Consider the following 26,932-nt stretch of genomic DNA (forward strand, 5'->3'; position numbering starts at 1 on the left):
ATTGAAAACTTATTCTCGAGAAAAAACCCAAATGCCATAGTCCAATCGATGCCATTTAATCTCAATTGAACGGTGTTTGTAATTTGTAAAAAAGCCCTTACCCGCTTTGTTGTTCGGGGCTCTTCTTTTTCGCTAGTGTTCCTACACAGTCGGGGGGGGCGAAGTGAGTATGACCCATGGCCAGTTCTACGTTTTGTTCGTTTCGTCTGTGTTCGGCATAGAAAAATTAGTGTTGGCTGCGTCAAACTTATCAAGAGTAAATGTTATTTCATCGTCATCGGTATCTTTGCCGGCAGTTACATCGATTTTGCTGATCATCAACCTGCTTTTAAGGTGAGCAGCAAATGGATTATTTGGTGAGTTCGGTTCATTCCATCTGTGTGCTCGGTTAAACTCTTCGACAGAAATCTCGCCTGCGAGAAGCCTAATTAGCCCTCTCGAAGAAATTTTAATCTCATGCCCTTGCATGGAGTATCCTCCTAACTGATCATTGCCTACACCAGGCTGTTTTAATAACGAAGCGGAGTGGTAAGCGGGACGAAGCGGCTTTGGTACATTCGATAAGGCAACACGCAATGCTTCGGTAACTGAATTAATCGAGTTCAGTGTCACACGCTGGGAGCGGGAAGCTGGTGGTGCACAAACTAGCTCGTAGCTCATTTGGTAATTGGTTGGCAATCCAAATGATTGGCGAAGTTCAGTTGTTGTCGTCAGCAAGACAAAATCAATACTACTATTCTGACGTAAAAAATCTTCAGCAACTTCTCTAGAGTTATAGGTGTAGTGCGACTTTCCTCCAGCCCCATGCCTGAGTAGATCGCAACCTCCGTCGCAGGCGATGATAAGGCGAAGTGCGTCATCTGGGGCACCATTTAACTGCTTAACCTTTCCTTTAAGTGCGCTAAATAATGGGTTAATAGTTTTAGATGTCGCGACCGTGTAACTGGTATGGCTGCCGCCGCCATTTTCCCAAGTAGGGTCGAAAATAATCTTGAAGTTGAGATCTTTTTCAGTGCGGTCAAATGTTGATTTTATAGTTCGATTTTTTTTGATATTGTAAAACCATGGTTCAAGCTCGTTTTTTATGAAGCTACTTATCTCATGCTTTTCAGGCATCATCAGGCGCATTTTGCTTTTATGGAATGAGCCTATAGTTTTTCCGCGCACGTCACACCAGAAATTTCCAGGGAGTAACCCGAGCTTTATGGCGAGCCTAAAAATTTCCTCGCGGAGGAATTTGATGGGGTTCTGAGCTTCAAGACCGTCATCTGATATTGTGGTTATGTCAGCGATGATTGAAAGGATGTCGCAATCTTGCTTTTTTATCTTCCAGTCAATATCAGGGCAACGCCCATTGGGCAACACCTGTTCGTGCTTGAGATCCCCGACCTGGCAAAGCCCATGTAAGATTACTAGTTCCCACATCGCATGAAGCCGGGTGGCATCATTAGCGTTAAGTCGGTTTATAAGTGATCTCAGCTGAGCGTTGTCTAGAGTTTGTGCCAGGGCGATGATGCGTGCCTGCATCGCTCTACGTGAAAATACGAAATTAGTCACTCATCCCTCCGCGGGTTTTCGTCCTTATGAGGCATTATGACATTGCCGGGAGGATGGTTTATGGGCAAATGAATATGCTGCCGTGGCTTCAGCATTTCCAAGGTCTGCTTCTGGCCGAAAGCGGCCAATAGCAGACTCCAGTATTACGATCACTTTTAATGAATCTGTCCCCTCTGTTTATTGTTTTAAAGTAGGCGATCCATGAACTGCGCCTACCTTGCGACCGTGGCAGAAGTCAGGTATCCAAGTCGGATAAATGCTCCATTTGAGTTCCCATCCCAAACAACCGGGCGGCTATCTGCCGACCTCGCTCCAGCCCTTCATCCGTCAACCAAATCGATTTGTTCTTGTTCACCGGATTACTAATGAAACCCTGTTCGTGCAATCGGCTCATGGTCTCGAAGTCGAACCCTTTCCAAGCATGGCCATTATCAAAACTGAAGGTTGCCAACAGGGCTAGCACGGCTTCTTCAATCAGTTTGTCGTCGTATTCCATGATCGTTGCTCCGCTCGTATTCTTTAACCTCACCGTAAACGCCATCAGCCATCAAGATCACTTTTAATAAATCCCCTTTGCTCAGAAAAATCAACACTCGCAAAGACACTCGCAGCCGAGCGCTGCGCAATTCTGCCGCGAGAAGGGGACAGATTTATTGACCCTTCCCACGCCGCGCATGGGAAGGGTCATCACGCTACTCCGACGGCATCGCCCGCAACCGTCGTCCAATCACATCCAGCACATCACAGCCGTCGCGCAACGGAATGGCGCAGAGTAAGGCAAAGTCGCTGAGGATGAAGGACTGACATTCGATTGAATCGCGCATGGACAGGTTCTCCAGTACTTGGGTTACGGCGCGGATTCGGTAGTTGGCGGCGTCATACAAAACATCGAGTGGGGCGTGGGTGTCGACGAATAGGGTGGGCATGTCGTCGCAGTTGCTGGTAAGCGCCATGAAACGGCTTTTGGGGTGGGGCGTTGGTTTTTCGTAGGGTGGGTCGGGATGTAGTGTTGTCATTTTAAGCTTCCGATGAAAAATGGGAGCTGACATCAGCCTTCCTACAGGCTTGGGTGGCAGCTATACGCGGGGTAGGAATACCGAGCATCGGAAAACTCGACCACGCCGAAACGTGCCCGCGCATAGCCGCCGCGACGGATTTTACGGGCGCACATGGCGGGCCGCAAATCTGACTTCAATGGCTAACGCATTACCGATGCTTTAAAGGGTTCCTACACCCCCTCACTGATTTCAGTGACAACCCAAGCCTACCCATCGAACCCACCCCGCACCAGTTCACCAAAGCCGCCACAACTTGAAGGAAACTTCCGAAGACCTTGCCCGGAAATTTCGACGCTACGACGGCCTGATCAGGAAGAGGCAGTTCCCGCAAAGTGCGGCGACTCGCCGAAATACTCGATCAGGAGTTCGGTGAGAACCCGAATTTTCTGCGCGGGATGTTGGCCTGCCGGTCGGACCATGTAGGCACCCGCCGGGGGTGGCGGATAGCGGGTCATGATCGGTACAAGCGCCCCGGAGGTCACGCTGTCGTGGGTGAGGCAATCGGGCAGGTAAGCGATCCCCAGTCCTGCGACGGCGGCGGCGACCAGGGCGACGCCGTTGTCGGCTTTGAAGCGTCCCTGCGGACGAACCGAGATGACGTTGTCGCCATCCATAAATTGCCAGGCTTCGGTGCTCTGCATCAGGGCTTGGTGGGCGATGAGTTCGTCTGGCTTCTCAGGTGAGCCATGGGCGCTGATGTAACCTGGGCTCGCGACCAGTTTGCCTTTGATCGGGCCGATGCGTCTTGCGATCAGGTTGGAATCCTGAAGGTAGCCCACCCGTATCGCGCAGTCGAAACCCTCGGCGATGAGGTCAACGAAGCGATCGGTGTAGCAAGTCTGGATTTGAAGCTGGGGGTGGCGTCGGGCCATTTCCGCCAGCAGGGGGGCGAAATGAGTCGGGCCAAACGAAAGCGGTGCGGCGACGCGCAGGCGACCGCGCAGCGCGCCGGCGGGCAGGATCGCTTCCCTGGCGATGTCCATTTCGGTGCAGACCCTGGCGGCATAGTCGCGAAACGTGGCGCCGGCTTCAGTCAGGGCCGCGCCGCGAGTCGTGCGTGCAAGCAACTGCACGCCAAGCTCGGTTTCCAGCCGCGCCAATCGGCGACTGACGATGGACTTGGACACGCCAAGCCGAACCGCCGCAGGTGAAACGCCCCCCGCATCTGCCACTTCCACGAATGTCTGAAGCTCTTCGATATCCAAATCAGTGTTCCCCAATTCGCAACATGGCACGCGTTGCGATGCTACTACCGATGCAAATCGGGGAACAACACGCCCGTCGTGTCAGGCGGGTTGTCCTGTTCTTGAGCGGCCCAGGGATTTAGGGGGTGTTCCTCTTTTGGCGACACAGCTAAGCACCGGACGCGGCTACCGGAACGAGTAGGGGGACAGCACAGTGTTGTCCTCAGGCAACGTCACCGCTGGTGCTCGTTGCCCGAAAACCAATCCCGTTCATAAGACAACCAAGGATGTATTAATGACTTTTCGTAACGGCGTTGCTTCGCTTCTTCGCCCAGAAGATTCGGTACTCGTTTTGATTGACCACCAGCCGTACCAACTGACTAACCTGAACAGCCATGAACCGCAGATGGTGGTCAACAACGCGACGGCGTTGGCCAAAGCGGCCAAGGCCTTCAACGTGCCCACCATCCTGACCAGCGTGATCGCCGAGCGGGGTGGTTTCATCTTTCCGCAAATCACCGATGTGTTTCCCGGCCAGGAGGTCATTGATCGGACGTTCATCAACACCTGGGAAGATCCGAAGGTCGTGGACGCGGTGAAAGCGACGGGCCGCAAGCAGTTGGTCATCGCGGGGCTGTGGACCGAAATCTGTGTCGCCATGCCGGTGATCCAGGCCCTCGGGGAAGGCTGGGACGTGACGGTGATCACCGACGCATCGGGCGCGGTTTCCGTGGAGGCGCATCAGGTCGCCATTCAACGCATGATCGCGGCCGGCGCGAACATGATGACGTGGCTGGCGCTGGCTGCGGAATGGCAGCGGGATTGGGCTCGGGCGGAAACGGCTGGCGCACTGACGGAGGTGCTCCAGCAGCATGCCGCCGGTAGCGGCATTGCGTATCTGTGGGAACAGCAGTTGCTCAACACGCCAGTGCCGACCACCGTAGGTTGATTCGGTAAAGAAGGGGATAGATTTATTTCTCCGAAAACGGTGGGAGCGGGCTTGCTCGTGAATGCGGAGTGTCAGCCACTTAAATATTGACTGACACACCGCATTCGCGAGCAAGCTTTGCTCCTACAGCGATAGCGGTGGGTCAGTTGATAGTAATGATGGCTGACATGCCATCATCGTGAGCAAGCTTTGCTCCTACGGTTTTTGATCGTTCTCGCGCAGGGGTACGATCACAACCCAAAAGAGGTAGATTTTTTTTCGATTTGACTGGCGCGCAGCAGCGCCTGAATCACGCGGGGCGTGAAGCGATTGCGGATTCGAAAGCGCGGCAGCCAGGCGCGTTTTTTATTGAAATGACGCATCTGTTTTCAATTCTGCTCGGTGGCAGGCCAGGGCGTTTGCGGACTTTTGTCAGAATTCATCATCACCTGTCCCCGACGGCATCAGCTGTCTAGCGGCTCAAGCCAGCAGCGCCGTGATCCACCGCGCCTGCTGGGCAATCTCCTGCAACTTCTCCTCGGGCACGGCTTCGCGTGCATGGGCGAAGCTGCTCAGGGTCTTCTGCTTTTCCCGCAGGATGCGCTGCCACTTGGCCAAGAACTCCGGGCTGCGCGCCTGCATCTGCAATGGGCCGAAGTACAGTTCCTCAGCCGTGTATTCCACCGACCCGGCGCGTTCGGCGACGATGATTTCGTAGTCGAAGCGCTTTTCCCGCAGCAGTTCCTCAACGAGGATGCGGTAGTCATTGTCCATCAGCCATTGGCGCAGGGGTTGTTCGCCGCCGTTGGGTTGCAGGATCAGGCGTTCCTGGCCGTTGAGGCGGGCCTTGCCGCTGTCGAAGATGTCACGGATGGTCTCGCCGCCCATGCCGCAGAGGCTGATCGCGGTGATCCCGTCCGCCGGCTCGATCGCCGCCAGGCCACTGGCCAGGCGCACGGTGACCTGCTGCTCCAGCTCGTTCTCGCGCACGGTGCGTTCAGCCGCACGAAACGGCGTCAACGCCACCTCGCCAGCCACCGCCGCGACGATGGCGCCACGGCGCATCAACGCCACCGGCAAGTAGCCGTGGTCCGAGCCGATATCGGCCAGGCGCGCACCTGCCGGCACATGCGCCGCCACACGCTCCAGACGCATGGACAATGTGTGTTCGTTCAACTGCCGCCCCTTATCACCACGAACGCCCGGCACCTTTGGCCGGATCGGGGCGTGACTGTGTCGAGCAACGGCGTGTGTGTCAAATGCCGGTTGATCGCGGGGGGCGCCGCCATCAGCCTGATAACGGCACTCCCGTGCGAGTCACCTCACTTGTAAATCGGCACCGAACGCCCTTCCGGCAATGCCTGCGCCCGAAGACGTTCGCCCAATTGCGCAATATTGGCTTCCCCGGCATTCAATGCTTGCACGCTGGTGTGCACCGAGTAGCTGCCCATTTTCAGGTCGTGGGGATGCGGCACTGCCGAGCCGAGCACGAACACCGCATCGCCTTGGTCCCCGGCCTGGAGTGTCAACGTGCCGTTGCCGGGTTCGAAGGCCACCAGTTCACCGGCCTCGACAGGCTCCGGCGAGTACAGGGTGCCACGGCTGACGCTCAGCCAAAGCACTTCATGGTCGGCCGGTGGCTGGTATTCCCAGCGTTGGCCCGCTGCCAGGGTGACCAATAAATAGTTGATGCCGGACGGTGCGCGCACCGGGCTGCGGACGCCTTGGTGCTCACCGAGAATCACCCGGGCCGGGCCGGCGTGGGGCATGGCTTCGGCTTCCAGGTATTGGCTGTCCACCGGCGCGAGTTCAAGCTCGGCGGGTAGGGCGATCCACAGTTGAAAGCCCTGGACCTGCGCTGACGTGCCCGCCGATAACTCTTTGCCGTGCCAGACGCCTGCGCCGGCGCGCATCCATTCGACGCCGCCATACCCGATATGCCCGGTGCCGGCGTCCGGGTCCTCAAAGCGCAGATTGCCTTCGGTGATGACGGTGATGGTGGCAATCCCCGAATGCGGGTGCAGCGGCATGTTGCCAAACCGTCGCAGGTCCATTTCGAACAGGTCAAGGAACACGAACGGTTTGAGCCATTGACCGAAATCCGAAGGGCTCATCAGCCGCACAATCGGGCCATGCCCGTGACCACGGGTGCTGTGGCTGATACGGCGGGCGTTGTCGGGGTGACGAGCGCTGAGCGGGGTCATGTTCATGCCTCGGACATTTAAAGAGAGACGCCAAGGGTATCGAGCGAGGAATGGGTTGATAAGTCGCCGTGACTGGCTTGGACTCATCCATTTTTCGAAGTAATGCCGGGCTGGGGTCTCAAGGCAGTCGTATCAGCGGTGGGATACGTCGCTCAGCAAGCGCTCGATCTGCGCCAATTCCCAGGTGCTGAGCAAACTCACCGGGTCGGTGCCGAAACGCTGCCAGCTCTCGAAAGCGCCTTCGCGGCCGTCCGGGCTCTGGCAGTGTTGGCAGTGCCGAACGTGTTTGCCGTCCAGGTCGAGGGTCAAGCGCCAGCCTTCGATGTCGATCTGCCCAGGGCCGAGGCGCTGCAACGGGCGAATGCCCAGGGCGACGTCGCGCAATAACTGGCAGACCTCGCGGGCGCTCAGGGCAGGGCGGTGCGCGTTCATTCCCCGTCTTTCGTCGACTTGATGACATTGCTGCGCAACCGCACGATCGCTTTCTGCAATTGCGTGAATTCGTCCTGGGTCAGGCCCGTGGTATCGGCGCCCAATTGCGGCTGGTCCTTGCGTAAATCGCGACCGGCCTGCGTCAGGTTGATCCGTACCTGGCGCTCATCCTCGGGATCCCGTTGGCGCTGGACGTAGCCCATGGCTTCCAGTTTTTTCAGGATGGGGGTGAGGGTGTTTGATTCCAGAAACAGCTTTTCACCGAGGCTGCCCACGGTCTGATTGTCTGCCTCCCACAACGCAACGATGGTGATGTATTGCGTGTAGGTCAGCCCGACCCGTTCGAGCACCGGTTTGTAGGCTTTGCCGAAGGCCAGGTTGGTGGAATAGACCGCGAAACACAGGAAGTCGGAGAGTTTCAGGTCTGCGGGGAGGGTCTTGTCGGTGGGTTCCATGGGCATCCTCTTTGGCCAGTCTTGATGGCTTGAATGCGTGAAATATACATCGTGTGCGATGGTGTCGGAAGTGCTCAAAGTTGGGGTGGCTGTCGGCGGTGGGCGGCCGGTTCGACGAGCAGGGCAGCGTCGAACCGACCACACCAGGCATCACACGGTGAGAACGTTCAGGGCCACGTCGATATTGCCTCGCGTTGCTTTCGAGTACGGGCAGATCTGGTCGGCGGTGTGCGCGAGGGTCGTTGCCACGTCCTGGGGCAAGCCTGGCACCCGCAGCGTCAACCGCGCCTGAAGGAAATAGGCCGGGCCGGTCTGACCCAGATCGACTTCGATGTCGACGGAGAAATCCGACGGCAATACCACGTTCATCTCACCGGCCACCAGCCCGATGGCGGCGGTGTAGCAGGCCGACCAGGCGCCGGCGAACAGTTGCTCGGCGGCCGGGTGCGGTTGAGTGCCTGCGAACACGTGAGCTGGCTTCGCGTTACCGGGCGAGGAGAGCTGGATATCGACGCTGCCATTATGGCCGCGGGACGTGTTGCCCGTGCTGCTGATGGTGGTGTGGGTTTTGCCGGTGGCCAGTACTTTTTCAATCTTGCTCATGATGAGGTCTCAACGTTTTGGCAAGGTTGTCGCATGCGTTTGCATCGCATGCGACATATTTGGGGTTTTTAGAAAGTCAGTTGTGATCGAGTCTGCTCAGGCATCACGCCGTGAGAACGTTCAAGGCCACGTCGATGTTGCCTTTGATCGCTTTCGAGTACGGGCAGATGCTGTCGGCGGCGTGCACCAGTGCGTTCGCGGTGTCTTCTGACAAGCCTGGCACGCGCAGGGTCAAGCGAGCCTGGAGAAAGTAAGCTTCACCGGTCTGGCCCAGATCGACTTCGATATCCACGGCGTGATCGGCCGGCAACGCAACGTTCAACTGCTTGGCAGCGAGGCCGACAGCGGCGATGAAGCAGGCAGACCAGGCGCCGGAGAACAGTTGCTCGGCGGTCGGGTGCGGCTGGATGGCGGTGAACACGTGGGCCGGTTTGGTGCTGCCGGGCGAAGAGAGCTGGATGTCGACGGTGCCGTTATGGCCACGGGAAGTGGTGCCAGCGCTGCTCAGGGTGGTGTGGGTTTTGCCGCTGGCCAGGACTTTTTCGATCTTGCTCATGGGATGAATCCTCAAAAATTGCATTAGGTGTGATTTTGTTATCGTATACGTTTATATCGCATACGATGGAAATAATAGTCCTCCAAATGCTGGGAGGGTGTCAATAGGGAAATGTGTGCCTTGCCGATGAGTGGTAAATCCGCGTTTTCGAACCAATGTTCTAACAGCCTGCCGATGGGGCTGTAAACTGGCCGCCCGATACACGACTCCTGTTCAAGAGATCCCCCATGGCAAACCAAGACATCACCTTCATCCCCGACCCCGACGCGGACTCCATTTCCTCCGACGTCGCCGGTTTCGGCGGCCTGCTGGTCTCCACCCAAATTCCCACCCGTGCCGATGGCAGCCTGGAGTTGGGCGGGATTGTCGAGCAAAGTGAATGCACCTTGCAGGCGCTCAAGTTAGCGCTGGAAGGTGCCGGCAGTTCGATGGACCGGGTTCTGCACCTGACCATCTACCTCACCGACATGGCCGACCGCGCCGCGTTCAACGAGGTTTACCAGCGCTTCTTCGCCAAGCCATGGCCGGTTCGCGCCGCCGTTGGCGTGGCCGCCCTGGCGGTTGAAGGCATGCGTGTGGAAGTCACCGCGATGGCGGCGAAGGGTTGAATTCATGAGTTGTCCGGTGCGTCGGATACGGTTGAAACAACAGAGGCGCCTCATTCGAGCCGCCTCTGTTCAGTGATTACCCGCGCCGTGGCAGTTTCCAGTTTGGCCGGATGAAGTGGCAGGTGTAACCGTCGGGCAGGCGTTCGAGGTAGTCCTGATGTTCCGGTTCGGCTTCCCAGAACGGCCCGGCCGGGGTGATTTCGGTGACCACTTTGCCAGGCCAGAGGCCGGACGCTTCGACGTCAGCCACGGTGTCTTCGGCGCCCCGTTTCTGCTCATCGCTGAGGTAGAAAAGGGCAGAGCGGTAGCTGGCGCCGATGTCGTTGCCCTGGCGATTCTGGGTGGTCGGGTCATGGATCTGGAAGAAAAACTCGAGAATCTGGCGGTAGCTGATCTGCTCCGGGTCGAACACGATCTCGATCGCTTCCGCGTGGTTACCGTGGTTGCGATAGGTCGCATTCGGCACATCGCCGCCCGAATAACCGACCCGCGTGGACACCACGCCGGGGTAGCGTCGCAGCAGATCCTGCATGCCCCAGAAGCAACCACCGGCCAGGAGGGCGGTTTCGGTTTGCGTCGTCATAGATAGTCATTCCCCTGAATGAAGTGGCACGTTACTGGTTGCCGATCGGGCTGTTGAACTGGTCGGAGAAACTGCCGTCCATCAGCGAGGATGCTACCCGATCCGAACCGATGCCACTGCGGGAATAGGCGAGACGAGCGGCGCTGACGTGGTCTGCGCCGTCAGCGGCGACTGCTCCGGCACCGACATGATCTGAACCGTCAGCGGCGACTGCGCCGGCGCCGACATGATCTGCGCCGTCAGCGGCGACTGCGCCAGCGCCGACATGATCCGCGCCGTCAGCGGCGACTGCACCGGCACCGACATGATCTGAACCGTCAGCGGCAACTGCGCCGACATGATCTGCGCCGTCAGCGGCGACTGCACCGGCACCGACATGATCTGAACCGTCAGCGGCAACTGCACCGGCGCCGACATGATCCGCGCCGTCAGCCGCAACTGCGCCGGCACCGACATGATCCGCGCCGTCAGCCGCAACTGCACCGGCGCCGACATGATCCGCGCCGTCAGCGGCGACTGCGCCGGCACCGACATGATCCGCGCCGTCAGCGGCGACTGCACCGGCACCGACATGATCCGCGCCGTCAGCGGCGACTGCACCGGCACCAACATGATCCGAACCGTCAGCCGCAACTGCGCCGGCACCAACATGATCCGAACCGTCAGCCGCAACTGCGCCGGCACCGACATGGTCTGAACCGTCAGCGGCGACTGCGCCGGCACCGACATGGTCTGAACCGTCAGCGGCAACTGCGCCAGCACCGACATGATCCGCGCCATCCGCCGCCAAGGCGCGTGCCTCTGCAGCCCAGGCGCCGGGCATTACTGCTGTTGCCGCGAGCGCCAATACAACGCCTGAAAAAAGCTTGAATTTCATGATGTTCTCCATAACCCATCAGTCACAAAGCCATTGAACACGGCCGGTTGCTGGATGTTGAGCGACGTGGCGCGTGGATTCGGGCTGGTTACGTTGACGATTGGCACGGGTACGCCGCACAGCGCACGGGTGTCGACGTGTTGCATGACACAAAGGCATCGAACTGAAAAGTATAGATCGTGACTGACGACTGGCCCGGGCCGGTGACCATCGGTGCGGTGGCGATAGTTTGCGCAGCTAGAATCAACCGGTCAGTCCCAATTAATGGAGAACCGGAATGCTCAGCAAAAACATCATTTGCCTCTGGTACGACGGCACCGCGCTGGACGCCGCGACGTTCTATGCCAAGACCTTCCCGGACAGCGCGGTGGGTGCTGTTCATCGCGCCCCCGGCGACTATCCGGCGGGCAAACAGGGCGATGTCTTGACGGTCGAATTCACGGTGATGGGCATCCCCTGTCTCGGGTTGAACGGCGGGCCGGGGATCAAGCATAACGAGGCGTTTTCGTTCCAGGTCGCGACCGACGACCAGGCTGAAACCGACCGCTTGTGGAACGCGATTGTCGGAAACGGTGGCGAAGAAAACGTCTGCGGCTGGTGCAGGGACAAGTGGGGACTGTCGTGGCAGATCAGCCCGCGCGTCCTGACAGCGGCGGTCACCGACCCCGATCAAGCGAAGGCCAAACGCGCGTTCGACGCCATGATGACGATGGGCAAGATCGATATTGCGGCGATCGAGGCGGCCATTCGGGGTTAGCTTGTGGATGGCAGTGACATGGATGCTGAATGTACCGCCGCCTTCGCGAGCAAGCCCGCTCCCACAGTGGTTCGGTGTCGTTCACAAAAATCGCAACCGACGCAGTTCCCCTGTGGGAGCGGGCTTGCTCGCGAAGGCGGTGGCACATTCAAAATCAATGCTGCCTGACACACCGCTTTCGCGGGCAAGCCACGCTCCCACAGTGGTTGAGTGTCGTTCACAAGAATCGCAACCGACGCAGGCCCCCTGTGGGAGCGGGCTTGCTCGCGAAGGCGGTGGCATATTCAAAATCAATGCTGCCTGACACACCGCTTTCGCGGGCAAGCCACGCTCCCACAGTGGTTGAGTGTCGTTCACAAGAATCGCAACCGACGCAGGTCCCCTGTGGGAGCGAGCCTGCTCGCGAAGGCGTCAGTTGGTACACCGCACCAACACCATTCGGTATCAGGGATGGTAAAGCTTGTATTCCTGGCTCACTCCACCATAGCCATAGGAACTCGCCTTGCAATCGATGACATGGATGTTCGAGTGCGGGTGCAGGTTGCCAATTGCCTCGGCCAGCAGCGCGAACGCCTCTTTCTGATAGCGTGCTTTCTGCGCTTTGGTGTTGGTCTCATCCGTGATGGTGACCTCCAGGCGGAATGAGTTTCGCCCAAGCTCAGCCAACGAGCGGCTGTCAATGAACCACAGTTCATGCGGTACAAATTGCACCATCACCATGGTTTGTTCCGGGCGCTTCTCCAGCACTTCACAGGTCAACACGGTGAGCGGGGGGACGATACGCTGCACCAGCTCGGCATTGGGCTGGCCAGCGATTTTAAGTGTGATACCAGGCATGTTGAAATCCTCGCAGGAAGTAATGTCGGGCTCAGGGTATGTCGCGGGTTGAATGCGGAAAAGCCGGAAGATATGATCGTATCTATCGGAAAAACGGCAGGATAGATATGCGCCCCTTCGACCTGGAACTCTTGCATTCCTTCGCTGTGGCGATGGAATCCGGCAGCCTCTCAGACGCCGCCCCCAAACTGTTTCGCTCGCAATCCGCGTTAAGCGAACAACTGCGCAAACTTGAAGCCTTCACCGGTGTGACCTTGCTGGAACGTGGCAAAAAAGGCGTCAGGCCCACGCCAGCCGGCGAGCGCTTGTTGGTGCATGCGCGAGAAATGCTGGCCTTCAGCGATCGTGCGTTGGAGGACGTGCGCGGCGTCACCTTTGCCGGTGAGTTGCGGCTGGCCATCACCGACTATTTCCTGCCCAGCGCCATCGCCGATCTGCTGAAAAAACTGCGAACACGCTATCCACGCCTTCGTCTGCATGTGTCCGTGCGCAAGAGCATGCAAATCGAGAGCGGGGCGCAGGCGGATGAGTTTGATATCGGCCTGTCGATGCGAATTCTCGACGGCCGCAGCCTTCGCGAGGGCATACCGGTTCGGCGGGAGGCGTTGCATTGGGTATCGGTCGCGGGATTCGAATCCGAGCGAGAAGAAAACATCCCGTTGCCACTGTTGGTATTGCCCCAGGGATGCAGCTTGCAACGCCTGGCCCGCGAGACCCTGGAGCAGCATGACGTGCCTTATGTGGTCGCGCATTCCGCATCCGGTGTCGCAGGGCTGCAATCAGCGCTGGTGGCCGGTCTGGGCGTCGCTTGCCTGAATGCCTCCGCTGTACCGCCGGGGGCAGAGATTTGTCGGTCGGTGCCGCATTTGCCGGGGTTGCCGGAGGTCGAGTTCAGTCTGTTACCGCCTCGTCCGGGCGAGTCGGAACTGGTCGGTGCCGTACGGACGATGCTGGCGAGTCAGTTTGGTTAGCAGCAGTGCGCAACGCAGGGATCAAGCCCCATGTTCTGAGTTGATCTCGTTCACGCGACCAGTTTCTGCCTCATCTGACTGAATCCCCCGCAACGCTCGGGTGATTTGACTGGCTTGTCAGGTATAGGCATCGCCTATGCAACGCACTCGAAACGTCCCGTTCATCCCTCCGCAAAAAGAGCGCAACAATGCGCCACGGGTCCCGATCGCTCTTGTTACAGCGGGCCGGAACACTGGGCAGAAGATTGCAGCCAAGACTTGATCCTGCCGTTCCGACCGCACATCCAACTCTCTGCCACGAATTACAATAATTTCAGAGGCGTGCACCATGAACGGTACTTCCACAGCAACACCCGGAGTCATCGAAGGGCTTGCGGACATTCATCCGCAGGCGACACCGTCAGCTAAGGCGAAGAACAAACCGCTCAACAAAGCGGTGCTGGGAGTGACCCTGGGCAACATGGTGGAGTGGTTCGACTTCGCCCTGTATTCGTCGATGGCGGTGATGATCGGCGACATCTTCTTCCACAGTGAAAGCCACACCACCCAACTCCTCGCCATCTACGCGACCTTTGCCGCAGGTTTCCTGATGCGGCCCCTGGGCAGCCTGGTGTTCGGCCCGATCGGCGATCGTTATGGTCGCCGCGCGGCACTGACCCTGAGTATCGCCTTGATGGCGATTGCGACCTTCTGCATTGCGTTGATCCCCTCCTATGAAAGCATTGGTGTGCTGGCGCCGATCCTGTTGGTGGCGATGCGTATGCTTCAGGGATTGTCGACAGGCGGTGAGTACGGCGGTTCGGTGATCTTCATCGCCGAACACGCCCCGGATAAAAGCCGCAGCTTTCTGACCAGTTGGCTGGAGGTGGGGATTCTTTCCGGATTCCTGCTGGGCGGCGCCGTGGTCAGCGCGCTGATGCTCGGGTTGGGTGAAGAAACCATGCGAGCCTGGGGCTGGAGGATTCCCTTTGTGATTGGCGGTTTACTGGGGGTGATTGCGCTGTACTTGCGCTTGAACCTGGAAGAAACGCCGATTTTCAAAGAGCTGCAAGAGAACGAACTCAAGCAAGTGGCGAACAAGCGCAGCCTAACGTCCATGCTGGTCGAAGAGTGGCCGCAGTTGCTCAAAAGCATCGGTCTGGTCGCTATCTACAACGTCTGCTACTACGTAGTGCTGGGGTACATTCCGGGCTACCTGACTAACGAGTTGGGCTACTCCAGCAGCTTTGGCAGTGTGTTGGGAATGGTCGGTACGCTGTGCATGCTGATGCTGGTGCCATTCTCGGGATTGCTCGCGGACCGCGTTGGGCGTAATCGCCTGATTGCCCTGGGCTGCATTTTGCTGATCGTGTTCTCGATCCCGGCATTCACGCTGTTGCAGACCCACAACGTGGTGCTGGTCTACATCGCGGTGCTGGGCCTGTTGATCGCGCAATTGCTGTTCGAAGGGGCGATGGGGGCGACGCTGGTGTCGCTGTTCAAGGCGCCGGTGCGCTTCAGTGCCCTGGCCCTGAGTTACAACCTCTCGGTGTCGCTGTTCGGTGGCACCGCACCGTTGGTCAATACCTGGCTGATTGGCCAGACCGGCAACACGATGATTCCCGCCTATTACCTGATCGGTGCCGCCGTCGTCGGCTTGATTGCGGTGCTGATGGTGGAGGATCGCACGGGCAAACCGATGCCCTAGGCACTGTCACGCTCCCGCCCAACCGGTGACCCCTGTCGCCGGTTTTTTCTGCCCAACAGGAAGTCCCCGAATGAAACTGTGCTGGATTCATCCCACGGGCCGCAATCCGGCCCTCGAACCCTTGTGGAACACCCTCCCTGAGACTGTCGGCGGCGCACTCGCGCAGGGCGTGCAGCTTGATTTCCGCTTTCTCGACAACAGCGGTGGCTTCACCCGTTCGCTGTATGCCGAACACTTGAATTCAGTGTTGATGGTGGAAGCGGCGATCAAGGCTCAGGCCGACGGCTATGACGGCGTGTTCCTCGGTTGCTGGAACGACCCTTTGTGGGAAGCCCGGGAAATGCTCGACATTCCGGTGGCCTCGGTGGGCGAACAATCGATGCTGGCGGCGCTCGCCATGGGTCAGCGTTTCGCCGTGATCACGGTGTCGGAGAAAACCGCGGCCGCCATCGAACGGGACATCATCGGTTATGGCCTGACCGATCGCTGCATCCGCCAACCGGTGCGCTCGATCCAGCCGTTTTCGGATGTGGGGTTGTTGCTGGAGGCGACCCATTCGCCAACCGAACGCTTCATCCCGAGGCTTGAGGCCGTGGCGCGGCAATGCATCGCCGACGGAGCCGATGTGATTCTGGTGGGGTGCGCCTATTACGGGCCGCTGTTGCGCCGTGCCGGGTATCGGCATGTGCAGGGCACGCAGGTGCCGGTGGTGGATTCGTCGACGGTGGCGCTCAAATACCTGGAGGCCATGGTCGGCATCGCCCAGTGCACCGGGCTGGTGAAGAGCAGGGCGAACCTGTTCGCTGGCGTGGCGCCTGCGGCCATTGCTCAGGCGCGCAAGGCGTTGGGTTTTAGCGATTAGAGGATCAAGAGCGCGCAGCCTCGTTTCAGTCGACAGTGCCTGCGGGCGAAACGAGGCTGTGATCTTTTTAGTCAGCGCTGGCAGAGAACCCCGGCCGCGGAATCTTGCCCATCAACATGCACGACAGACCCCCATTCACGGCGACTTCGCTGCCCGTGATATAGGACGCTCGTTCGCTGAGCAGAAATAGCACCGCGTTGGCGATGTCCTCGGGCGTGCCGATGCGGCGGGTGGCGGTGAAACCTTCGCGGGCTTCGGTGATGCCGGGGTGATCGTAGTAAGCGGCGGTCAATGCCGTGCGGATCATGCCCGGCGCCACGCAATTACTGCGCACGCCATGCGGTCCCCATTCCACAGCCAGTTGTTGAGACAGGGCGGACACCGCCGCTTTGCTCGGCGTGTAGGCGCCGCTGTAAGGTTGGGGATGGTGGGCGGCGATCGAGCTGATGTGCACGATGCTGCCGGCACCGGCATGACGCATCTGCCGGCCAAACTCTCGTGCACACAGCAAATAGCCGTTTAAGTTGACCGACAACAGCGTATTCCAGTCGGCAAGTTCGATATCCGCCAGGTTGACCGAGCGCAGAATGCCGGCCGCATTGACCAAGGCCTCGCACGCACCGAACTCACGGAACACGGCATTGGCGGCGGCCTTGACCTGATGCTCGTCGGCAATGTCGCAGCTCACGCTGAAGCGTCGACCGGGAAGGTGTGACAGTGCTTGTTGCAAGGTTTCGCAACCCTGGGCGTTGCGGTCGAGCAGGGCGACGTGGGCGCCGCGTTCGGCCAGGGCGGTGGCGATCGCGGCGCCAATCCCGCTGGCGGCGCCGTTGACCACGCACACTTTGCCGGCAAGGCCGAGCCAATCGTGGTGGGTATTCTGGGAGGTGGCAGTCATTGTCATGGTGAATCTCCAGGCAGGAATGGGCGCCTGGCACGCGTAGCGCGCCAGGCTGAGGGTCAGAGGCTGGCGCTGAGTGTCTTGATGTCGTGCAGCAGGATGCGTTCGTTGTCCGAGTAGTCCACCGGGCAGTCGATCACGTGCACGCCAGGGGTTATCAGGCATTCGGTGACCAACGGGGCGAAACTCGCCGCGCTTTCAACCCGATGCCCGTGGGCGCCGTAGCTCTGGGCGTAGCGCACGAAGTCCGGGTTGCCATAATCCAGGCCGAAGTCATCGAACCCCATTTGCTGCTGCTTCCAACGGATCATCCCGTAACCGTCGTCGCGCAGAATGATCACCACCAGGTTCATGTTCAGTCGCACGGCGGTTTCGAGTTCCTGGCTGTTCATCATGAAACCGCCATCGCCACACACCGCCACAATCGGCGTGTCGGGGTACACCAGGCGCGCGGCCATGGCCGAGGGCAGTCCCGCGCCCATGGTGGCCAGGGCATTGTCCAGCAGCACCGTGTTCGGCATGTAAGCCTTGTAGTTGCGGGCAAACCAGATTTTGTAGATGCCGTTATCCAGCGCCACGATGCCCTCGGCCGGCAGCACGCTGCGCAAGTCGGCGACCAGGCGCTGTGGGTACACCGGGAAGCGGCCATCGTCGGCGCCCTCGGCCACATGGGCCTCATTGGCTTCGCGGAGGGTCAACAGGCGTTCGAAGTTCCAGGTCGGCTGTACTTCGATGCTTTCCTTGATTTGCCAGATTGCGTTGGCGATGTCGCCGACCACTTCGATCTGTGGGAAATACACCGGATCGACCTCGGCGGAGCGGAAGCTGATGTGCACCACTTCGGTCCCGCCGCGCGCCATGAAAAACGGCGGTTTTTCAATGACGTCATGGCCGATGTTGACGATCAGATCGGCGGACTCCAGCGCTCGATGCACGAAGTCACCCGCCGACAGTGCAGCGTTGCCCAGGAAGCGCGAATGACGCTCGTCCACCACGCCCTTGCCCATCTGGGTGGTGATGAACGGGATGCCGGTTTTTTCGATCAACTGACGCAAGACCCGCGCGGTCATCTTGCGGTTGGCGCCAGCGCCGATCACCAGCACCGGGCTGCGCGCGGCTTCGAGTTTGGCCACGGCGGCACTGATCGCCTTGTGTTCGGCCACCGGGCGGCGGCTCAGGCTTGGGGCAATCGGTGTGCTTTCGGTGAACTCGGCGGCGATGTCCTCCGGGAGCTCCAGGTGCACCGAGCCCGGCTTCTCTTCTTCGGCCAGCCGAATGGCTTCGCGGATGCGCGAGGGGATGTTGTCGGCGGACGCCAGTTGATGGGTGTACTTGGTGAGTGGCGCCATCATTGCGCACACGTCGAGAATCTGGAAACGACCCTGTTTGGATTTTTTGATCGGCTTCTGGCCGGTGATCATCATCATCGGCATGCCACCCAAATACGCATACGCGCTGGCGGTCACCAGGTTGGTTGCGCCCGGGCCGAGGGTCGACAGGCATACACCGGTCTTGCCGGTCAGGCGTCCATAGGTCGCGGCCATGAAGCCGGCGGGTTGTTCGTGGCGGGTCAGAATCAGCTTGATCGACGAACGCGACAGCGAGTCCAGCAGGTCCAGGTTTTCTTCTCCGGGAATACCGAACACGTATTCCACCCCTTCGTTTTCCAGGCACTTCACAACTAACTCGGCAGCTTTGATCATGATGGGCTCAGTCTTTTGCAGGTCAAAAAAAAGCCGCGACAGGGGTCGCGGCCTCTGTGGTTCAGTGCAAATGCTTAGTCGGCAACGATGGCGTAGGTTTCGATTTCGACTTTTTGCCAAGGGCGCAGCATCGAGTCCACCTGGATCAGGCTGCTGGCCGGGCGGATGCCGTCGAACACCTCGCTGTGGGCCTTGGCCACGATCGCGGCGTCATTGATATCGCGCAGGTACACCACCGTTCGCACCACGTCTTCAACGCTCATTTGGGCCTCGGCCAGCACTTTTTTCACGGTGCCGAGAATGGCCTGCGCCTGTTCATAGGCATTGCTGTGTTCGTAGTCGGGCGAGGCGCACGTGCCGGAAATATGCAAGTGATTGCCCACCCGTACGGCACGGGAGTAACCGAACACGGCTTCGTACTGGCCGCCCGAGGAAATGTTTTGCCGCGATGCAGTTTTGCTGGTCATGTCGTGTCTCATTTTGGGAGGGGTTTACCGGTGGAATCCTTGACGAACAGGATGGATATCAGGCCGACCACGGCACCGGCGATCAGGTACCACGCCGGAATCATCTGATTGCCGGTGGTGGAGATCAGCCAGGTGTTGATCAGCGGGGCGGTGCCGCCGAAGAGCGACACGGCGATGTTGTAGCTGATGGCCAGGGCGCTGTAGCGCACGCGAGCACTGAACAGGGACGTCAGGGTCGCCGGCATCGCACCTTCAAAGAACAACTGGGCCAGGGTCAGGGTCAGCAAGGCGGCGAACAGGTAGCCGACTTGCCCGGTGTGCAGCAGCAGGAAGCAGGGGAACGCCATCACGATCAGCAACACACAGCCGCAGAGGATCATGCGGTTGCGGCCAAAACGATCCGCCATATGCCCGGCCACCGGGATCAGCACCAACATGAACAAGGTGGCGGCCAGGCCCAGGGAAAGGCTGAAGCTGTTGCTGTAGCCGAGCACGTTTTCCAGGTAGCCGGGGATGTAGCCCAGGACGATGTAGTAGGTGACGTTGAATACGGTCACCAGGCCCATGCATTTGAGCAACTGGGGCCACTCGCTGACCATCAGGCTGAAGAGGCTGGTTTTCTCGCCCGGGGAGGCTTTGTGCAGGGCTTCGTTCTTCTGGATTTCCTTGAATACGGGGGTTTCTTCCAGACCCAGGCGCAGGTACAGCGCTATCAGGCCCAGCAAGCCACCGATCGCGAAAGGCACACGCCAGCCCCATTCGCCCATCGCTTGTTCGCCGAGACCGAGGGTGAACAGGCTCACCACCGCGCCTCCGAGCAGGAAGCCCGAGATGTTGCCGAATTCAAGCCAACTGGTGAAAAAGCCGCGACGTTTATCCGGTGCGTGCTCGGCGATGAAGGTGCAGGAACCGCCGTATTCGCCACCGGTTGAAAGCCCCTGAAGCAACCTCATCAGGACCAGCAGAATGGGCGCAAACACACCGATGCTGGCATAGCCGGGAATCAAGGCGATGGCGAAGGTCGCAATGGCCATCAGCGAAATGCTGAGGGACAGCGCGGTGCGGCGGCCGTATTTGTCGCCGATGGGGCCGAAGATCAGGCTGCCCAGCGGACGGATCAGGAATCCGGCGGCGAAGGTGGCGTAGATCGCCATCAATTGCGTCGCGGGGTTGTCATCATGGAAAAAGGTTTTGCCGATGATGCCCGCCAACGAGGAGTACAGCGCAAAGTCGAACCATTCGACCATGTTGCCCAGGGTCACACCGATGACCGCTTTGGACAGCGGTTTGCGCGAGGGCTCGGCCGGTGCCCGGTTGCTGGAAAACTCTGGAATCGCGGTAGCGTGTAATTCGCCCATGATATTGCCCTCTTTGTAGTTGTAGTGAGGCAGCAGTCAATTGGGGAGCAGGCCCACGTCTGGCGCGTGGGGCCTGCGTTCGGGTCAGCGCATGAACACGCCACCGGCGATGCACAGCGATTCGCCCGTCACGTAGGAGGGTTTGGCGCTCAATTGCCAGACCCAGTCGGCGATTTCTTCCACGCGTGCCGCGCGTTTCAGCGGGATGGACTCGATGGCGGCTTCGATGCGACCGCCGGCACGGGTCCCTTCAGTGTCGACCCAGCCCGGCGCCAACGCGTTCACTACGATGTTGTGGTCCGCCAGTTCGATGGCCAGCGAGCGGGTCATCGAAACCACGGCAGCCTTGGACGCGCTGTACAGCAGCTGGTTTTTCGACACGGTAAATGCGTCGACCGAGGCGAAAAACACGATGGAACCCCCACCGGCCGCTTTCAGGTGTCGCGTGCCGATTCGGGCGATATTCAATGAGCCTAGTACGTTGATGTCGAATATTTTTCGGTACAACGACTCGCTGTAGCTTTCCAGCGACGAGGTGGGGAAGATCCCTGCCGCGTTGACGATGGCACGTAGCGGCGCCTTGCCGTCCAGGGCCGCGTCGATGGCGCTGGTCAGCGCTTCTTCGCGGGTAATGTCGCCGACCACCGGCGAGAACACGGCGCTGGCCGCTTGCTGGCTGGGCGTCACATCGACGGCGACGACATGCCAGCCTTCATCCTGAAAACGCTGCGCGACGGCTTGACCCATGCCCGAAGAAGTCCCGGTCACGATGACGCTGGAGTGAGGTGCATTGCTCATAGTGGTTATCCGATCAAGCCAATTGAGGGAGAGGTGCGCTGGGCAGCAGGGCCAGTTCCATGACATCCAGTTGGCTCTGGGTGTCCTGGTAATTGCTGAGCCATTCACGCTTGACGATGTCGATGCGCGACTCGGCCGGTTGAAGCTTGGAGAACTTGGCGGCCAGGCCTTTCATGCCGGCGGCACGCAATTTGAGAAAGCGCATGACCAATTTGGTCTGGTCGCAGTACACCGGCCATTGCGGGCCGCGCGGGGCTCCCAGGCCGATATAGAACAGACCTTCGACGTTGGTCGGCAAGGTCATCGCCGCGGTGCGCAGCGGGACGCCGTCACGCCAGTGCAGCAGGCTTTCATCGAGGAACGGCAAGCGGGTATTGAAACCGGTGGCCCAGACGATGGTGTCGTAGTCGCCCTGGCTGCCATCGGTGAAGGTGACGGTTTTGCCTTCGATGTGCTCGATGCCCGGCGCGACCTTGATCCGGCCATGCTGAATCCAGTACAGCAGCAGGGTGTTCACCACCGGCGGCTGCGCGTCCAGGTCGTAGGTTTCCGGGGCCGGCATGCCCGGGTAATTCTTGTGGGTGCCGACGCTGGCCATGATCAGCATGTTCATGACCATGTTCTGCTGCTCGGGCGGCAGTTGCCCAAGGAACGGCAACTCGCCACGGGGGACGCCGAAAATCGTCTTGGGCTGGAACAGTTGGCCGCGACGGATGACGATGGTGGTGTCCAGGCGGGCCTGGGCGGCATCGACGGCGAGGTCGCAGCCGGAGTTGCCGAAGCCGACCACCAGGACTTTGCCTTGCACTTGTTGGACGTTGCGGTATTCACCGGAATGGATCGATACGCCGGTAAAGTGCCGGCCCACTTCCGGGACCTTGCAATCCCACAAGTGACCGTTGGCGACCAGGACGCCAGCGTAATGTTTGCTGGTGCCGTCGGCGAGGGTCACTTGCCAGCCGGCTTCACCGTTTTCGCCCAACGGTACGAGGCTGCGCACTTGCGTGTTGAAGGTGATTTTCTCGCGCAGTTTGAAGGTGTCGGCGTAGGCGTTCATGTATGCCTTGACCTGATCGCGGCTCGGATACACCGGGTAGTCCGCGGGCATCGGGAAGCCGTCGAAGCAGGAGCTGCTTTTCGGGGTAATCAGGTGCAGGGCGTCGTAGTCGGTGTTCCAGTGACCGCCGATGTGCCCGGACTTCTCGAAGCAGTCCACCTGGAAACCGGCGTCGGTCATGGTCTTCAGTGCGGCGAGGCCAGCGGCCCCGGCGCCGATGATGCAATAGTGATTGGACATTATGACTCCCCATTCCTCGAACGTTGGAAGCGCCTGTTGTTGGCGTCCGTGGTTTGAGTATCCGGCCAAGCAAGGGCCGGATGAATGGGCTAAGCCATGTGTCTCCTATAGGGGTTGCCTATGGCTAGAGTGCTTCCAGATGGGCGTAGAGATTCTGGATACGGCTCAAGTGGCTGCGCATCAGATTGATCAGCACCCGTGTCGGTGGCGAAATCGGGGTGTCGTGACGATGGATGAAGCCGAACACCTCGAAGATCGCCGGGGTAATCGGCACCCAGCCCAAACGATCGTTGAAGCCCAGTTGATGCAGGATGGGGCGGGTGGCGATCACATCGCCCAGACCGCGCGCTGCCAGTTCGAACCCGGTGATCTGGTGCTCGACTTCGATGATCGGGTCCAGCACCTCGCCGCCCTTGGCCGCCAGTTGGGCCAACAGTCGGCGGATCGGGTCGCCGGTGCTCCAGCGTGCTTCGGTCAGGATCAACGGCGCGACGGCCAGGTCGCTGATGGTTTTCGGACCCTTGAGCCGCTTAGGATCGGCGCTGATATAGCCCACCTGAGCGGACCACACCGGCTCGCTCACCGCGAGGTTCTGCTGTTTGATCGGTAGCATCACCAGGCCTGCTTCGAGCTCACCCTGGCTGACCAGTTCGGCAATCTCCGACGAGTTGTAACCGACGATTTTGATGCGCATGTCCGGGTGTTGCTGGCGGAACTGCTCGATCAAATCAGTGAGAAAGTAGTGATGCGCGGTACCGAACGTGCCAAAACTGGCCACGCCACCGGACAACTCCCGCACCGCTTGCACCGCCTCATAACCCTGCCGCGCTGCCGTCACCATGCCCTGGGCAAATGGCTGCAAGCGTCGTCCTGCCTCGGTCAGCATCAGCCGGCGATTGGTGCGAATAAACACCTGCGTGCCGAGGTGTTCCTCCAGGCGCAGGATCTGCTCGGACAGCGAGGGTTGGGAAATATGCAGACTCTCCGCCGCTTTGGAAAACGTTCCCTGTTCGATGGCGGCGAGAAAGTAGTGAAGCTGTTGCAGTGTCATAGAGCGGACCCATCATCAATATGAGATCAACATGACACAGATCAGTTGTGGCGCGAAGAAGGCCCTGTTATCGGGCGAAAACTGACCGCCAATTTTTACAACGGTGTCTTCGATCCGGTGCTTCATTCGCTTCGCTCACCTTCCTGGCGCACAGCCACCATTGGTCGCACGACGCGCAACCACATGGAACGCTGCTGACGGGTTAACCTCTACCCCCATAAGACCAATAACAGGGGCTCAAATGAGAGAGGAGCAGCGAAGACTCGTCATGACAGCCTGGCGCAAATTATTCGCCTTGACTGAAAATCAGATCAACCCAGAGGACAAATACTTCAGGTTGTTGAGACGCGCGGACGACATGGAGCGTGCCGATCTCATCACGAGTGATGAATGGCGCAAGCTTGTTCAGCAGGCAGGGACGTCGCTGGCCGCGACTGCGGAGTGCATGGGTGGTACGGGTGAATGAGTTCTTTTATGACTGCAGCCAAAATCTTATAAACACGCGCAGGTCCTGTGGGAGCGGGCTTGCTCGCGAAGGCGGTGTATCAGTCAATGTGGATGGTGATTGACACGGCCTCTTCGCGAGCAAGCCCGCTCCCACAGGGGTTGTGTGTTGCGCTACAAAAGTGGTTCGGCGCACACATCGCGAATGCACCCGCGCAACCAGCGATGCGCCGGGTCGGCGTCCAGTCGGGGGTGCCAGAACAACGACACGGTGATCGGCGGGATCGACATCGGAAGCGCAAAACTGTGCAGCCCGGCGCGCAGGCTGGCGGTATGCCGTTCGGGAACGCTGGCGATCAGATCGCAGGCCCGAACGAGCGCCAGAGCAGTGGAAAAACCACCGACGAGGGTGACGATTTCCCTTTCAAGCCCGAGCGCATTCAGGGCGTCATCAATGGCCGTCGGACCTTTTTCGGGACCCCGTCGCGACACGCCAATGTGCCGACCCGCCGCATAACGCGCGGCGCTGATTTCGCCCTGGCTCAGCGGATGTTCCAAGCGCACGACGCCGATAAAACGATCCCTGAACAACGCTTGCGCCCGCACTTCCGGCGCCATCGACTGGCCGACCACGCCGGTTTCCATGTCCACGCTGCCGTCGCGCAGTGGCGTGCTGTCCTTGTTTGGTTTCTGCACGAACAGCAGCCGCACGCCCGGCGCTTCTTCACTGACCCGAGCCAACAGTTCCGGGCCGAAGGTTTCTACAAAACCGTCGCTGGTACGCACGGTGAAGGTGCGCACCAACTGCTTCAGATTGAGCTGCTCGACGGGGCGCAACACCGCTTCGGCGTCCAGGACCAGTTGACTGACTTTATCGCGTAACTCGAGTGCCCGGGGCGTGGGCACGAGGCCGCGACCGGCCCGCACCAGCAGCGGATCCCCTGTGGTTTCACGCAAGCGCGCCAGCGCCCGGCTCATCGCCGACGGGCTCAGCCGCAAGCGCTGGGCCGCGCGCGTGACACTGCCTTCCGCGAGCAGAACATCGAGGGTAATGAGCAGGTTGAGATCGGGCATCGACATGGTTCGACGGTAGCACAGGCGTTATCGGGATAGCGCGTCAGACGCACAAGTAATGTGCAAACGGTGCGCCTTCCGCCTTTTCAGGCGAGGCCGTAGGCTTTTCACAGCGCCATTTCGGAACTGCCCGCCAAGGAAACCACCTTCATGACCCCTGTAGATCAGACCCTCGCCGCCAGCGCCCAACGAACTCTCTCGCTGCGTTGGGTGCTCACCAGCCTGTCGTTGTCGATGTTGCTGTCCTCGCTGGGCACCAGCATTGCCAATGTCGGCTTGCCGGCGTTGGCGCAGGTGTTTGGCGCGTCCTTTCAGGACGTGCAGTGGATCGTCCTTGCGTACCTGCTGGCGATCACTACGTTGATCGTCAGCGTTGGAAAACTCGGTGATCTCATTGGCCGTCGCCGGTTGCTGCTGACGGGCATTGTTCTGTTCACGCTGGCCTCCGCGTTGTGCGGTCTGGCACCGAAGCTTTCGCTGTTGATCGCCGCCCGAGCGGCGCAGGGCCTGGGCGCGGCGATCATGATGGCGCTGACCCTGGCGTTTATCGGTGAAACGGTGCCAAAGGCCAAAACCGGTAGCGCCATGGGCTTGCTCGGGACAATGTCAGCCATCGGTACGGCACTCGGGCCTTCACTGGGCGGCGTGTTGATCGCCGGGCTCGGCTGGCAGGCGATTTTCCTGATCAACGTACCGTTGGGGATTCTGACGTTTGCGCTCGCCTGGCTGTACCTGCCTCTAGATCGTCGTGGGCCAAAAACCGGGCGCAGCGGTTTCGATCCTCTGGGTACGTTGCTGTTGGCGCTGACCCTCGCGGCCTATGCCCTCGCCATGACCCTGGGCCGCGGCAGTTTTGGTGCGCTCAATGGCGCGCTGTTGTTGGCGGCGGTCGCGGGTGGCGGGCTCTTCGTTTTCGTTGAGGCGAGGGTGGCGTCACCGTTGATTCGCCTGGGGATGTTCCGCGATCTGGCGCTGAGCGGGAGTCTCGCCAGCAACCTGTTGGTTTCGACGGTGATGATGGCGACGCTGGTGGTCGGGCCGTTTTACCTGTCCCGTGGCCTGGGGCTTAACCTGGCGGTGGTCGGGGTGGTGATGTCGATCGGTCCGATCATCTCGGCCCTCAGCGGCTTTCCGGCGGGGCGTGTGGTTGACCGCTTTGGCGCACCGATGATGGTCAGCGTCGGGCTGATGGCGATGGCGGCGGGGTCGATGGCGCTGTCCGTACTTCCGGCGGTGTTCGGCGTGGCGGGTTACGTCGCGGCCATCGCCGTTCTGACGCCTGGCTATCAGCTATTTCAGGCCGCCAACAACACGCAGGTGATGGTGGACGTGCCAGCGGACCAGCGCGGTGTGATGTCCGGCCTGCTCAGCCTGTCGCGCAACCTCGGTTTGATCACCGGCGCATCGGTGATCGGCGCGGTGTTTGCCCTCGCTTCGGCGACGACGGACCTGACGACGGCGGCCCCCGAAGCCGTCGCCACCGGAATGCGCATTACGTTTTTGGTGGCCTCTGCGCTGATCGTCGCCGCACTCGCCATCGCATTGGCAAGTATCGGGCGAAAAGCGACTTGATCGCGCCGATCCTCCATTGACGATTATTTTGTTGTGCGATACAACTAAATAATCGTTTCCCACGAGGTGTGCGCCGTGATCGATTCAGACCTGATTAACCACGTTCGC

General features: G+C 59.7%; 29 protein-coding genes and 2 pseudogenes. 8 read left to right on the top strand and 23 right to left on the bottom strand.

Annotated features, from left to right (window positions below):
- Window positions 1–186 precede the first annotated feature (186 nt).
- The 4 genes from HB680_RS21085 to HB680_RS21100 all read right to left on the bottom strand — a co-directional run bounded on the left by HB680_RS21085 (window position 187) and on the right by HB680_RS21100 (window position 3,820).
- On the bottom strand, window positions 187–1,557 hold the full coding sequence (locus HB680_RS21085; RefSeq protein WP_346657413.1) for a hypothetical protein: 1,371 nt from the start codon (window positions 1,555–1,557) through the stop codon (window positions 187–189).
- 235 nt (window positions 1,558–1,792) lie between these two features.
- Window positions 1,793–2,053: a DUF6429 family protein gene (locus HB680_RS21090; protein WP_213940424.1), complete on the bottom strand. Its 261-nt coding sequence runs from the start codon at window positions 2,051–2,053 to the stop codon at window positions 1,793–1,795.
- A 196-nt stretch (window positions 2,054–2,249) separates the two neighbouring features.
- Window positions 2,250–2,573, bottom strand: coding sequence for a hypothetical protein (locus HB680_RS21095; protein ID WP_213940425.1), 324 nt, complete (start codon window positions 2,571–2,573; stop codon window positions 2,250–2,252).
- A gap of 350 nt (window positions 2,574–2,923) precedes the next feature.
- Window positions 2,924–3,820: a LysR family transcriptional regulator gene (locus HB680_RS21100; RefSeq protein ID WP_213940426.1), complete on the bottom strand. Its 897-nt coding sequence runs from the start codon at window positions 3,818–3,820 to the stop codon at window positions 2,924–2,926.
- A 274-nt stretch (window positions 3,821–4,094) separates the two neighbouring features.
- On the opposite strand from HB680_RS21100, the gene HB680_RS21105 reads away from it, so the two are divergent.
- On the top strand, window positions 4,095–4,748 hold the full coding sequence (locus HB680_RS21105; protein ID WP_213940427.1) for a hydrolase: 654 nt from the start codon (window positions 4,095–4,097) through the stop codon (window positions 4,746–4,748).
- A 248-nt stretch (window positions 4,749–4,996) separates the two neighbouring features.
- Here HB680_RS21105 and HB680_RS21110 read toward each other — a convergent pair.
- The 7 genes and pseudogenes from HB680_RS21110 to HB680_RS21140 all read right to left on the bottom strand — a co-directional run.
- Window positions 4,997–5,110: pseudogene (locus HB680_RS21110) on the bottom strand (alpha/beta hydrolase); the annotation flags it as partial.
- A gap of 97 nt (window positions 5,111–5,207) precedes the next feature.
- Window positions 5,208–5,903: a tRNA (adenine(22)-N(1))-methyltransferase TrmK gene (locus HB680_RS21115; protein ID WP_213940428.1), complete on the bottom strand. Its 696-nt coding sequence runs from the start codon at window positions 5,901–5,903 to the stop codon at window positions 5,208–5,210.
- Window positions 5,904–6,049: 146 nt separating this feature from the next.
- Window positions 6,050–6,931, bottom strand: coding sequence for a pirin family protein (locus tag HB680_RS21120; RefSeq protein ID WP_213940469.1), 882 nt, complete (start codon window positions 6,929–6,931; stop codon window positions 6,050–6,052).
- Window positions 6,932–7,063: 132 nt separating this feature from the next.
- Window positions 7,064–7,363, bottom strand: coding sequence for a hypothetical protein (locus tag HB680_RS21125; RefSeq protein ID WP_213940429.1), 300 nt, complete (start codon window positions 7,361–7,363; stop codon window positions 7,064–7,066).
- Window positions 7,360–7,818: a MarR family transcriptional regulator gene (locus HB680_RS21130; protein ID WP_213940430.1), complete on the bottom strand. Its 459-nt coding sequence runs from the start codon at window positions 7,816–7,818 to the stop codon at window positions 7,360–7,362. The genes HB680_RS21125 and HB680_RS21130 overlap by 4 nt, the downstream gene beginning before the upstream one ends.
- A 150-nt stretch (window positions 7,819–7,968) precedes the next feature.
- The gene (locus HB680_RS21135; RefSeq protein ID WP_213940431.1) at window positions 7,969–8,421 is read right to left on the bottom strand and encodes an Ohr family peroxiredoxin; all 453 of its coding nucleotides are present in this window, start codon (window positions 8,419–8,421) and stop codon (window positions 7,969–7,971) included.
- A gap of 103 nt (window positions 8,422–8,524) precedes the next feature.
- Entirely contained in the window at window positions 8,525–8,977 is a 453-nt protein-coding gene (locus tag HB680_RS21140) for an Ohr family peroxiredoxin (RefSeq protein ID WP_213940432.1), read from the bottom strand.
- A 227-nt stretch (window positions 8,978–9,204) separates the two neighbouring features.
- Between HB680_RS21140 and HB680_RS21145 the strand changes: the two genes are divergently transcribed.
- Window positions 9,205–9,585: a RidA family protein gene (locus HB680_RS21145; RefSeq protein WP_213940433.1), complete on the top strand. Its 381-nt coding sequence runs from the start codon at window positions 9,205–9,207 to the stop codon at window positions 9,583–9,585.
- 76 nt (window positions 9,586–9,661) lie between these two features.
- Here HB680_RS21145 and msrA read toward each other — a convergent pair whose 3' ends face one another.
- Window positions 9,662–10,168, bottom strand: coding sequence for a peptide-methionine (S)-S-oxide reductase MsrA (gene msrA / locus HB680_RS21150; RefSeq protein WP_213940434.1), 507 nt, complete (start codon window positions 10,166–10,168; stop codon window positions 9,662–9,664).
- A 93-nt stretch (window positions 10,169–10,261) separates the two neighbouring features.
- Complete coding sequence (locus HB680_RS21155) at window positions 10,262–10,936, bottom strand: hypothetical protein (protein WP_213940435.1); 675 nt, start codon at window positions 10,934–10,936, stop codon at window positions 10,262–10,264.
- 386 nt (window positions 10,937–11,322) lie between these two features.
- On the opposite strand from HB680_RS21155, the gene HB680_RS21160 reads away from it, so the two are divergent.
- Window positions 11,323–11,802, top strand: a complete 480-nt coding sequence (locus tag HB680_RS21160; protein WP_213940436.1) for a VOC family protein — start codon at window positions 11,323–11,325, stop codon at window positions 11,800–11,802.
- A 444-nt stretch (window positions 11,803–12,246) separates the two neighbouring features.
- On the opposite strand, the gene HB680_RS21165 is transcribed toward HB680_RS21160, so the two are convergent.
- The gene (locus tag HB680_RS21165) at window positions 12,247–12,639 is read right to left on the bottom strand and encodes a 4-oxalocrotonate tautomerase (RefSeq protein ID WP_213940437.1); all 393 of its coding nucleotides are present in this window, start codon (window positions 12,637–12,639) and stop codon (window positions 12,247–12,249) included.
- Between the two features lie 107 nt (window positions 12,640–12,746).
- Here HB680_RS21165 and HB680_RS21170 point away from each other — a divergent pair, with 107 nt between their 5' ends.
- The 3 genes from HB680_RS21170 to HB680_RS21180 all read left to right on the top strand — a co-directional run bounded on the left by HB680_RS21170 (window position 12,747) and on the right by HB680_RS21180 (window position 16,159).
- Window positions 12,747–13,610 (top strand): LysR family transcriptional regulator, encoded by an 864-nt coding sequence (locus HB680_RS21170; RefSeq protein WP_213940438.1) that lies wholly within the window; start codon window positions 12,747–12,749, stop codon window positions 13,608–13,610.
- Window positions 13,611–13,938: 328 nt separating this feature from the next.
- Window positions 13,939–15,297, top strand: coding sequence for an MFS transporter (locus HB680_RS21175; RefSeq protein WP_213940439.1), 1,359 nt, complete (start codon window positions 13,939–13,941; stop codon window positions 15,295–15,297).
- A gap of 70 nt (window positions 15,298–15,367) precedes the next feature.
- Entirely contained in the window at window positions 15,368–16,159 is a 792-nt protein-coding gene (locus HB680_RS21180) for an aspartate/glutamate racemase family protein (RefSeq protein ID WP_213940440.1), read from the top strand.
- A gap of 67 nt (window positions 16,160–16,226) precedes the next feature.
- Here HB680_RS21180 and HB680_RS21185 read toward each other — a convergent pair whose 3' ends face one another.
- From HB680_RS21185 to HB680_RS21215, 7 genes are all read right to left on the bottom strand, one after another.
- Complete coding sequence (locus HB680_RS21185) at window positions 16,227–17,063, bottom strand: SDR family oxidoreductase (RefSeq protein ID WP_256735592.1); 837 nt, start codon at window positions 17,061–17,063, stop codon at window positions 16,227–16,229.
- Window positions 17,064–17,119: 56 nt separating this feature from the next.
- The gene (locus HB680_RS21190) at window positions 17,120–18,763 is read right to left on the bottom strand and encodes an acetolactate synthase large subunit (protein ID WP_213940441.1); all 1,644 of its coding nucleotides are present in this window, start codon (window positions 18,761–18,763) and stop codon (window positions 17,120–17,122) included.
- A gap of 74 nt (window positions 18,764–18,837) precedes the next feature.
- Window positions 18,838–19,230 carry a Rid family hydrolase gene (locus tag HB680_RS21195; RefSeq protein WP_213940442.1) on the bottom strand — a complete coding sequence of 131 codons (393 nt, stop codon included), beginning with the start codon at window positions 19,228–19,230 and terminating at the stop codon, window positions 18,838–18,840.
- Between the two features lie 8 nt (window positions 19,231–19,238).
- The gene (locus tag HB680_RS21200) at window positions 19,239–20,588 is read right to left on the bottom strand and encodes an MFS transporter (RefSeq protein ID WP_213940443.1); all 1,350 of its coding nucleotides are present in this window, start codon (window positions 20,586–20,588) and stop codon (window positions 19,239–19,241) included.
- A gap of 84 nt (window positions 20,589–20,672) precedes the next feature.
- Window positions 20,673–21,386 carry an SDR family oxidoreductase gene (locus HB680_RS21205; RefSeq protein WP_213940444.1) on the bottom strand — a complete coding sequence of 238 codons (714 nt, stop codon included), beginning with the start codon at window positions 21,384–21,386 and terminating at the stop codon, window positions 20,673–20,675.
- Between the two features lie 13 nt (window positions 21,387–21,399).
- Window positions 21,400–22,683, bottom strand: coding sequence for an NAD(P)-binding domain-containing protein (locus HB680_RS21210; RefSeq protein WP_213940445.1), 1,284 nt, complete (start codon window positions 22,681–22,683; stop codon window positions 21,400–21,402).
- 124 nt (window positions 22,684–22,807) lie between these two features.
- Window positions 22,808–23,734 carry a LysR family transcriptional regulator gene (locus HB680_RS21215; protein ID WP_213940446.1) on the bottom strand — a complete coding sequence of 309 codons (927 nt, stop codon included), beginning with the start codon at window positions 23,732–23,734 and terminating at the stop codon, window positions 22,808–22,810.
- 268 nt (window positions 23,735–24,002) lie between these two features.
- Here HB680_RS21215 and HB680_RS21220 point away from each other — a divergent pair, with 268 nt between their 5' ends.
- On the top strand, window positions 24,003–24,200 hold the full coding sequence (locus HB680_RS21220) for a hypothetical protein (RefSeq protein ID WP_213940447.1): 198 nt from the start codon (window positions 24,003–24,005) through the stop codon (window positions 24,198–24,200).
- Window positions 24,201–24,245: 45 nt separating this feature from the next.
- On the opposite strand, the pseudogene HB680_RS33125 reads toward HB680_RS21220, so the two are convergent.
- Both HB680_RS33125 and HB680_RS21225 read right to left on the bottom strand, forming a co-directional pair.
- Window positions 24,246–24,374 (bottom strand): annotated as a pseudogene (locus HB680_RS33125) (metal ABC transporter ATP-binding protein); the annotation flags it as partial.
- Entirely contained in the window at window positions 24,353–25,258 is a 906-nt protein-coding gene (locus HB680_RS21225; protein WP_213940448.1) for a LysR family transcriptional regulator, read from the bottom strand. The pseudogene HB680_RS33125 and the gene HB680_RS21225, both read right to left, overlap by 22 nt.
- Before the next feature lie 144 nt (window positions 25,259–25,402).
- Here HB680_RS21225 and HB680_RS21230 point away from each other — a divergent pair, with 144 nt between their 5' ends.
- Window positions 25,403–26,824, top strand: coding sequence for an MFS transporter (locus HB680_RS21230; RefSeq protein WP_213940449.1), 1,422 nt, complete (start codon window positions 25,403–25,405; stop codon window positions 26,822–26,824).
- Window positions 26,825–26,932: the final 108 nt, after the last annotated feature.

Source organism: Pseudomonas sp. dw_612 (genome assembly GCF_018449725.1).
Lineage (GTDB): Bacteria > Pseudomonadota > Gammaproteobacteria > Pseudomonadales > Pseudomonadaceae > Aquipseudomonas.

Bases quoted from the DNA above. Each gene is read 5' to 3' on its own strand.
- HB680_RS21090 (WP_213940424.1), bottom strand. From the start codon at position 2,053: ATGGAATACGACGACAAACTGATTGAAGAAGCCGTGCTAGCCCTGTTG.
- HB680_RS21095 (WP_213940425.1), bottom strand. From the start codon at position 2,573: ATGACAACACTACATCCCGACCCACCCTACGAAAAACCAACGCCCCAC.
- HB680_RS21105 (WP_213940427.1), top strand. From the start codon at position 4,095: ATGACTTTTCGTAACGGCGTTGCTTCGCTTCTTCGCCCAGAAGATTCG.
- HB680_RS21120 (WP_213940469.1), bottom strand. From the start codon at position 6,931: ATGACCCCGCTCAGCGCTCGTCACCCCGACAACGCCCGCCGTATCAGC.
- HB680_RS21125 (WP_213940429.1), bottom strand. From the start codon at position 7,363: ATGAACGCGCACCGCCCTGCCCTGAGCGCCCGCGAGGTCTGCCAGTTA.
- HB680_RS21130 (WP_213940430.1), bottom strand. From the start codon at position 7,818: ATGGAACCCACCGACAAGACCCTCCCCGCAGACCTGAAACTCTCCGAC.
- HB680_RS21135 (WP_213940431.1), bottom strand. From the start codon at position 8,421: ATGAGCAAGATTGAAAAAGTACTGGCCACCGGCAAAACCCACACCACC.
- HB680_RS21140 (WP_213940432.1), bottom strand. From the start codon at position 8,977: ATGAGCAAGATCGAAAAAGTCCTGGCCAGCGGCAAAACCCACACCACC.
- HB680_RS21145 (WP_213940433.1), top strand. From the start codon at position 9,205: ATGGCAAACCAAGACATCACCTTCATCCCCGACCCCGACGCGGACTCC.
- msrA (WP_213940434.1), bottom strand. From the start codon at position 10,168: ATGACGACGCAAACCGAAACCGCCCTCCTGGCCGGTGGTTGCTTCTGG.
- HB680_RS21155 (WP_213940435.1), bottom strand. From the start codon at position 10,936: ATGTCGGTGCTGGCGCAGTTGCCGCTGACGGTTCAGACCATGTCGGTG.
- HB680_RS21160 (WP_213940436.1), top strand. From the start codon at position 11,323: ATGCTCAGCAAAAACATCATTTGCCTCTGGTACGACGGCACCGCGCTG.
- HB680_RS21165 (WP_213940437.1), bottom strand. From the start codon at position 12,639: ATGCCTGGTATCACACTTAAAATCGCTGGCCAGCCCAATGCCGAGCTG.
- HB680_RS21170 (WP_213940438.1), top strand. From the start codon at position 12,747: ATGCGCCCCTTCGACCTGGAACTCTTGCATTCCTTCGCTGTGGCGATG.
- HB680_RS21175 (WP_213940439.1), top strand. From the start codon at position 13,939: ATGAACGGTACTTCCACAGCAACACCCGGAGTCATCGAAGGGCTTGCG.
- HB680_RS21180 (WP_213940440.1), top strand. From the start codon at position 15,368: ATGAAACTGTGCTGGATTCATCCCACGGGCCGCAATCCGGCCCTCGAA.
- HB680_RS21185 (WP_256735592.1), bottom strand. From the start codon at position 17,063: ATGACAATGACTGCCACCTCCCAGAATACCCACCACGATTGGCTCGGC.
- HB680_RS21190 (WP_213940441.1), bottom strand. From the start codon at position 18,763: ATGATCAAAGCTGCCGAGTTAGTTGTGAAGTGCCTGGAAAACGAAGGG.
- HB680_RS21195 (WP_213940442.1), bottom strand. From the start codon at position 19,230: ATGACCAGCAAAACTGCATCGCGGCAAAACATTTCCTCGGGCGGCCAG.
- HB680_RS21200 (WP_213940443.1), bottom strand. From the start codon at position 20,588: ATGGGCGAATTACACGCTACCGCGATTCCAGAGTTTTCCAGCAACCGG.
- HB680_RS21205 (WP_213940444.1), bottom strand. From the start codon at position 21,386: ATGAGCAATGCACCTCACTCCAGCGTCATCGTGACCGGGACTTCTTCG.
- HB680_RS21210 (WP_213940445.1), bottom strand. From the start codon at position 22,683: ATGTCCAATCACTATTGCATCATCGGCGCCGGGGCCGCTGGCCTCGCC.
- HB680_RS21215 (WP_213940446.1), bottom strand. From the start codon at position 23,734: ATGACACTGCAACAGCTTCACTACTTTCTCGCCGCCATCGAACAGGGA.
- HB680_RS21220 (WP_213940447.1), top strand. From the start codon at position 24,003: ATGACAGCCTGGCGCAAATTATTCGCCTTGACTGAAAATCAGATCAAC.
- HB680_RS21225 (WP_213940448.1), bottom strand. From the start codon at position 25,258: ATGTCGATGCCCGATCTCAACCTGCTCATTACCCTCGATGTTCTGCTC.
- HB680_RS21230 (WP_213940449.1), top strand. From the start codon at position 25,403: ATGACCCCTGTAGATCAGACCCTCGCCGCCAGCGCCCAACGAACTCTC.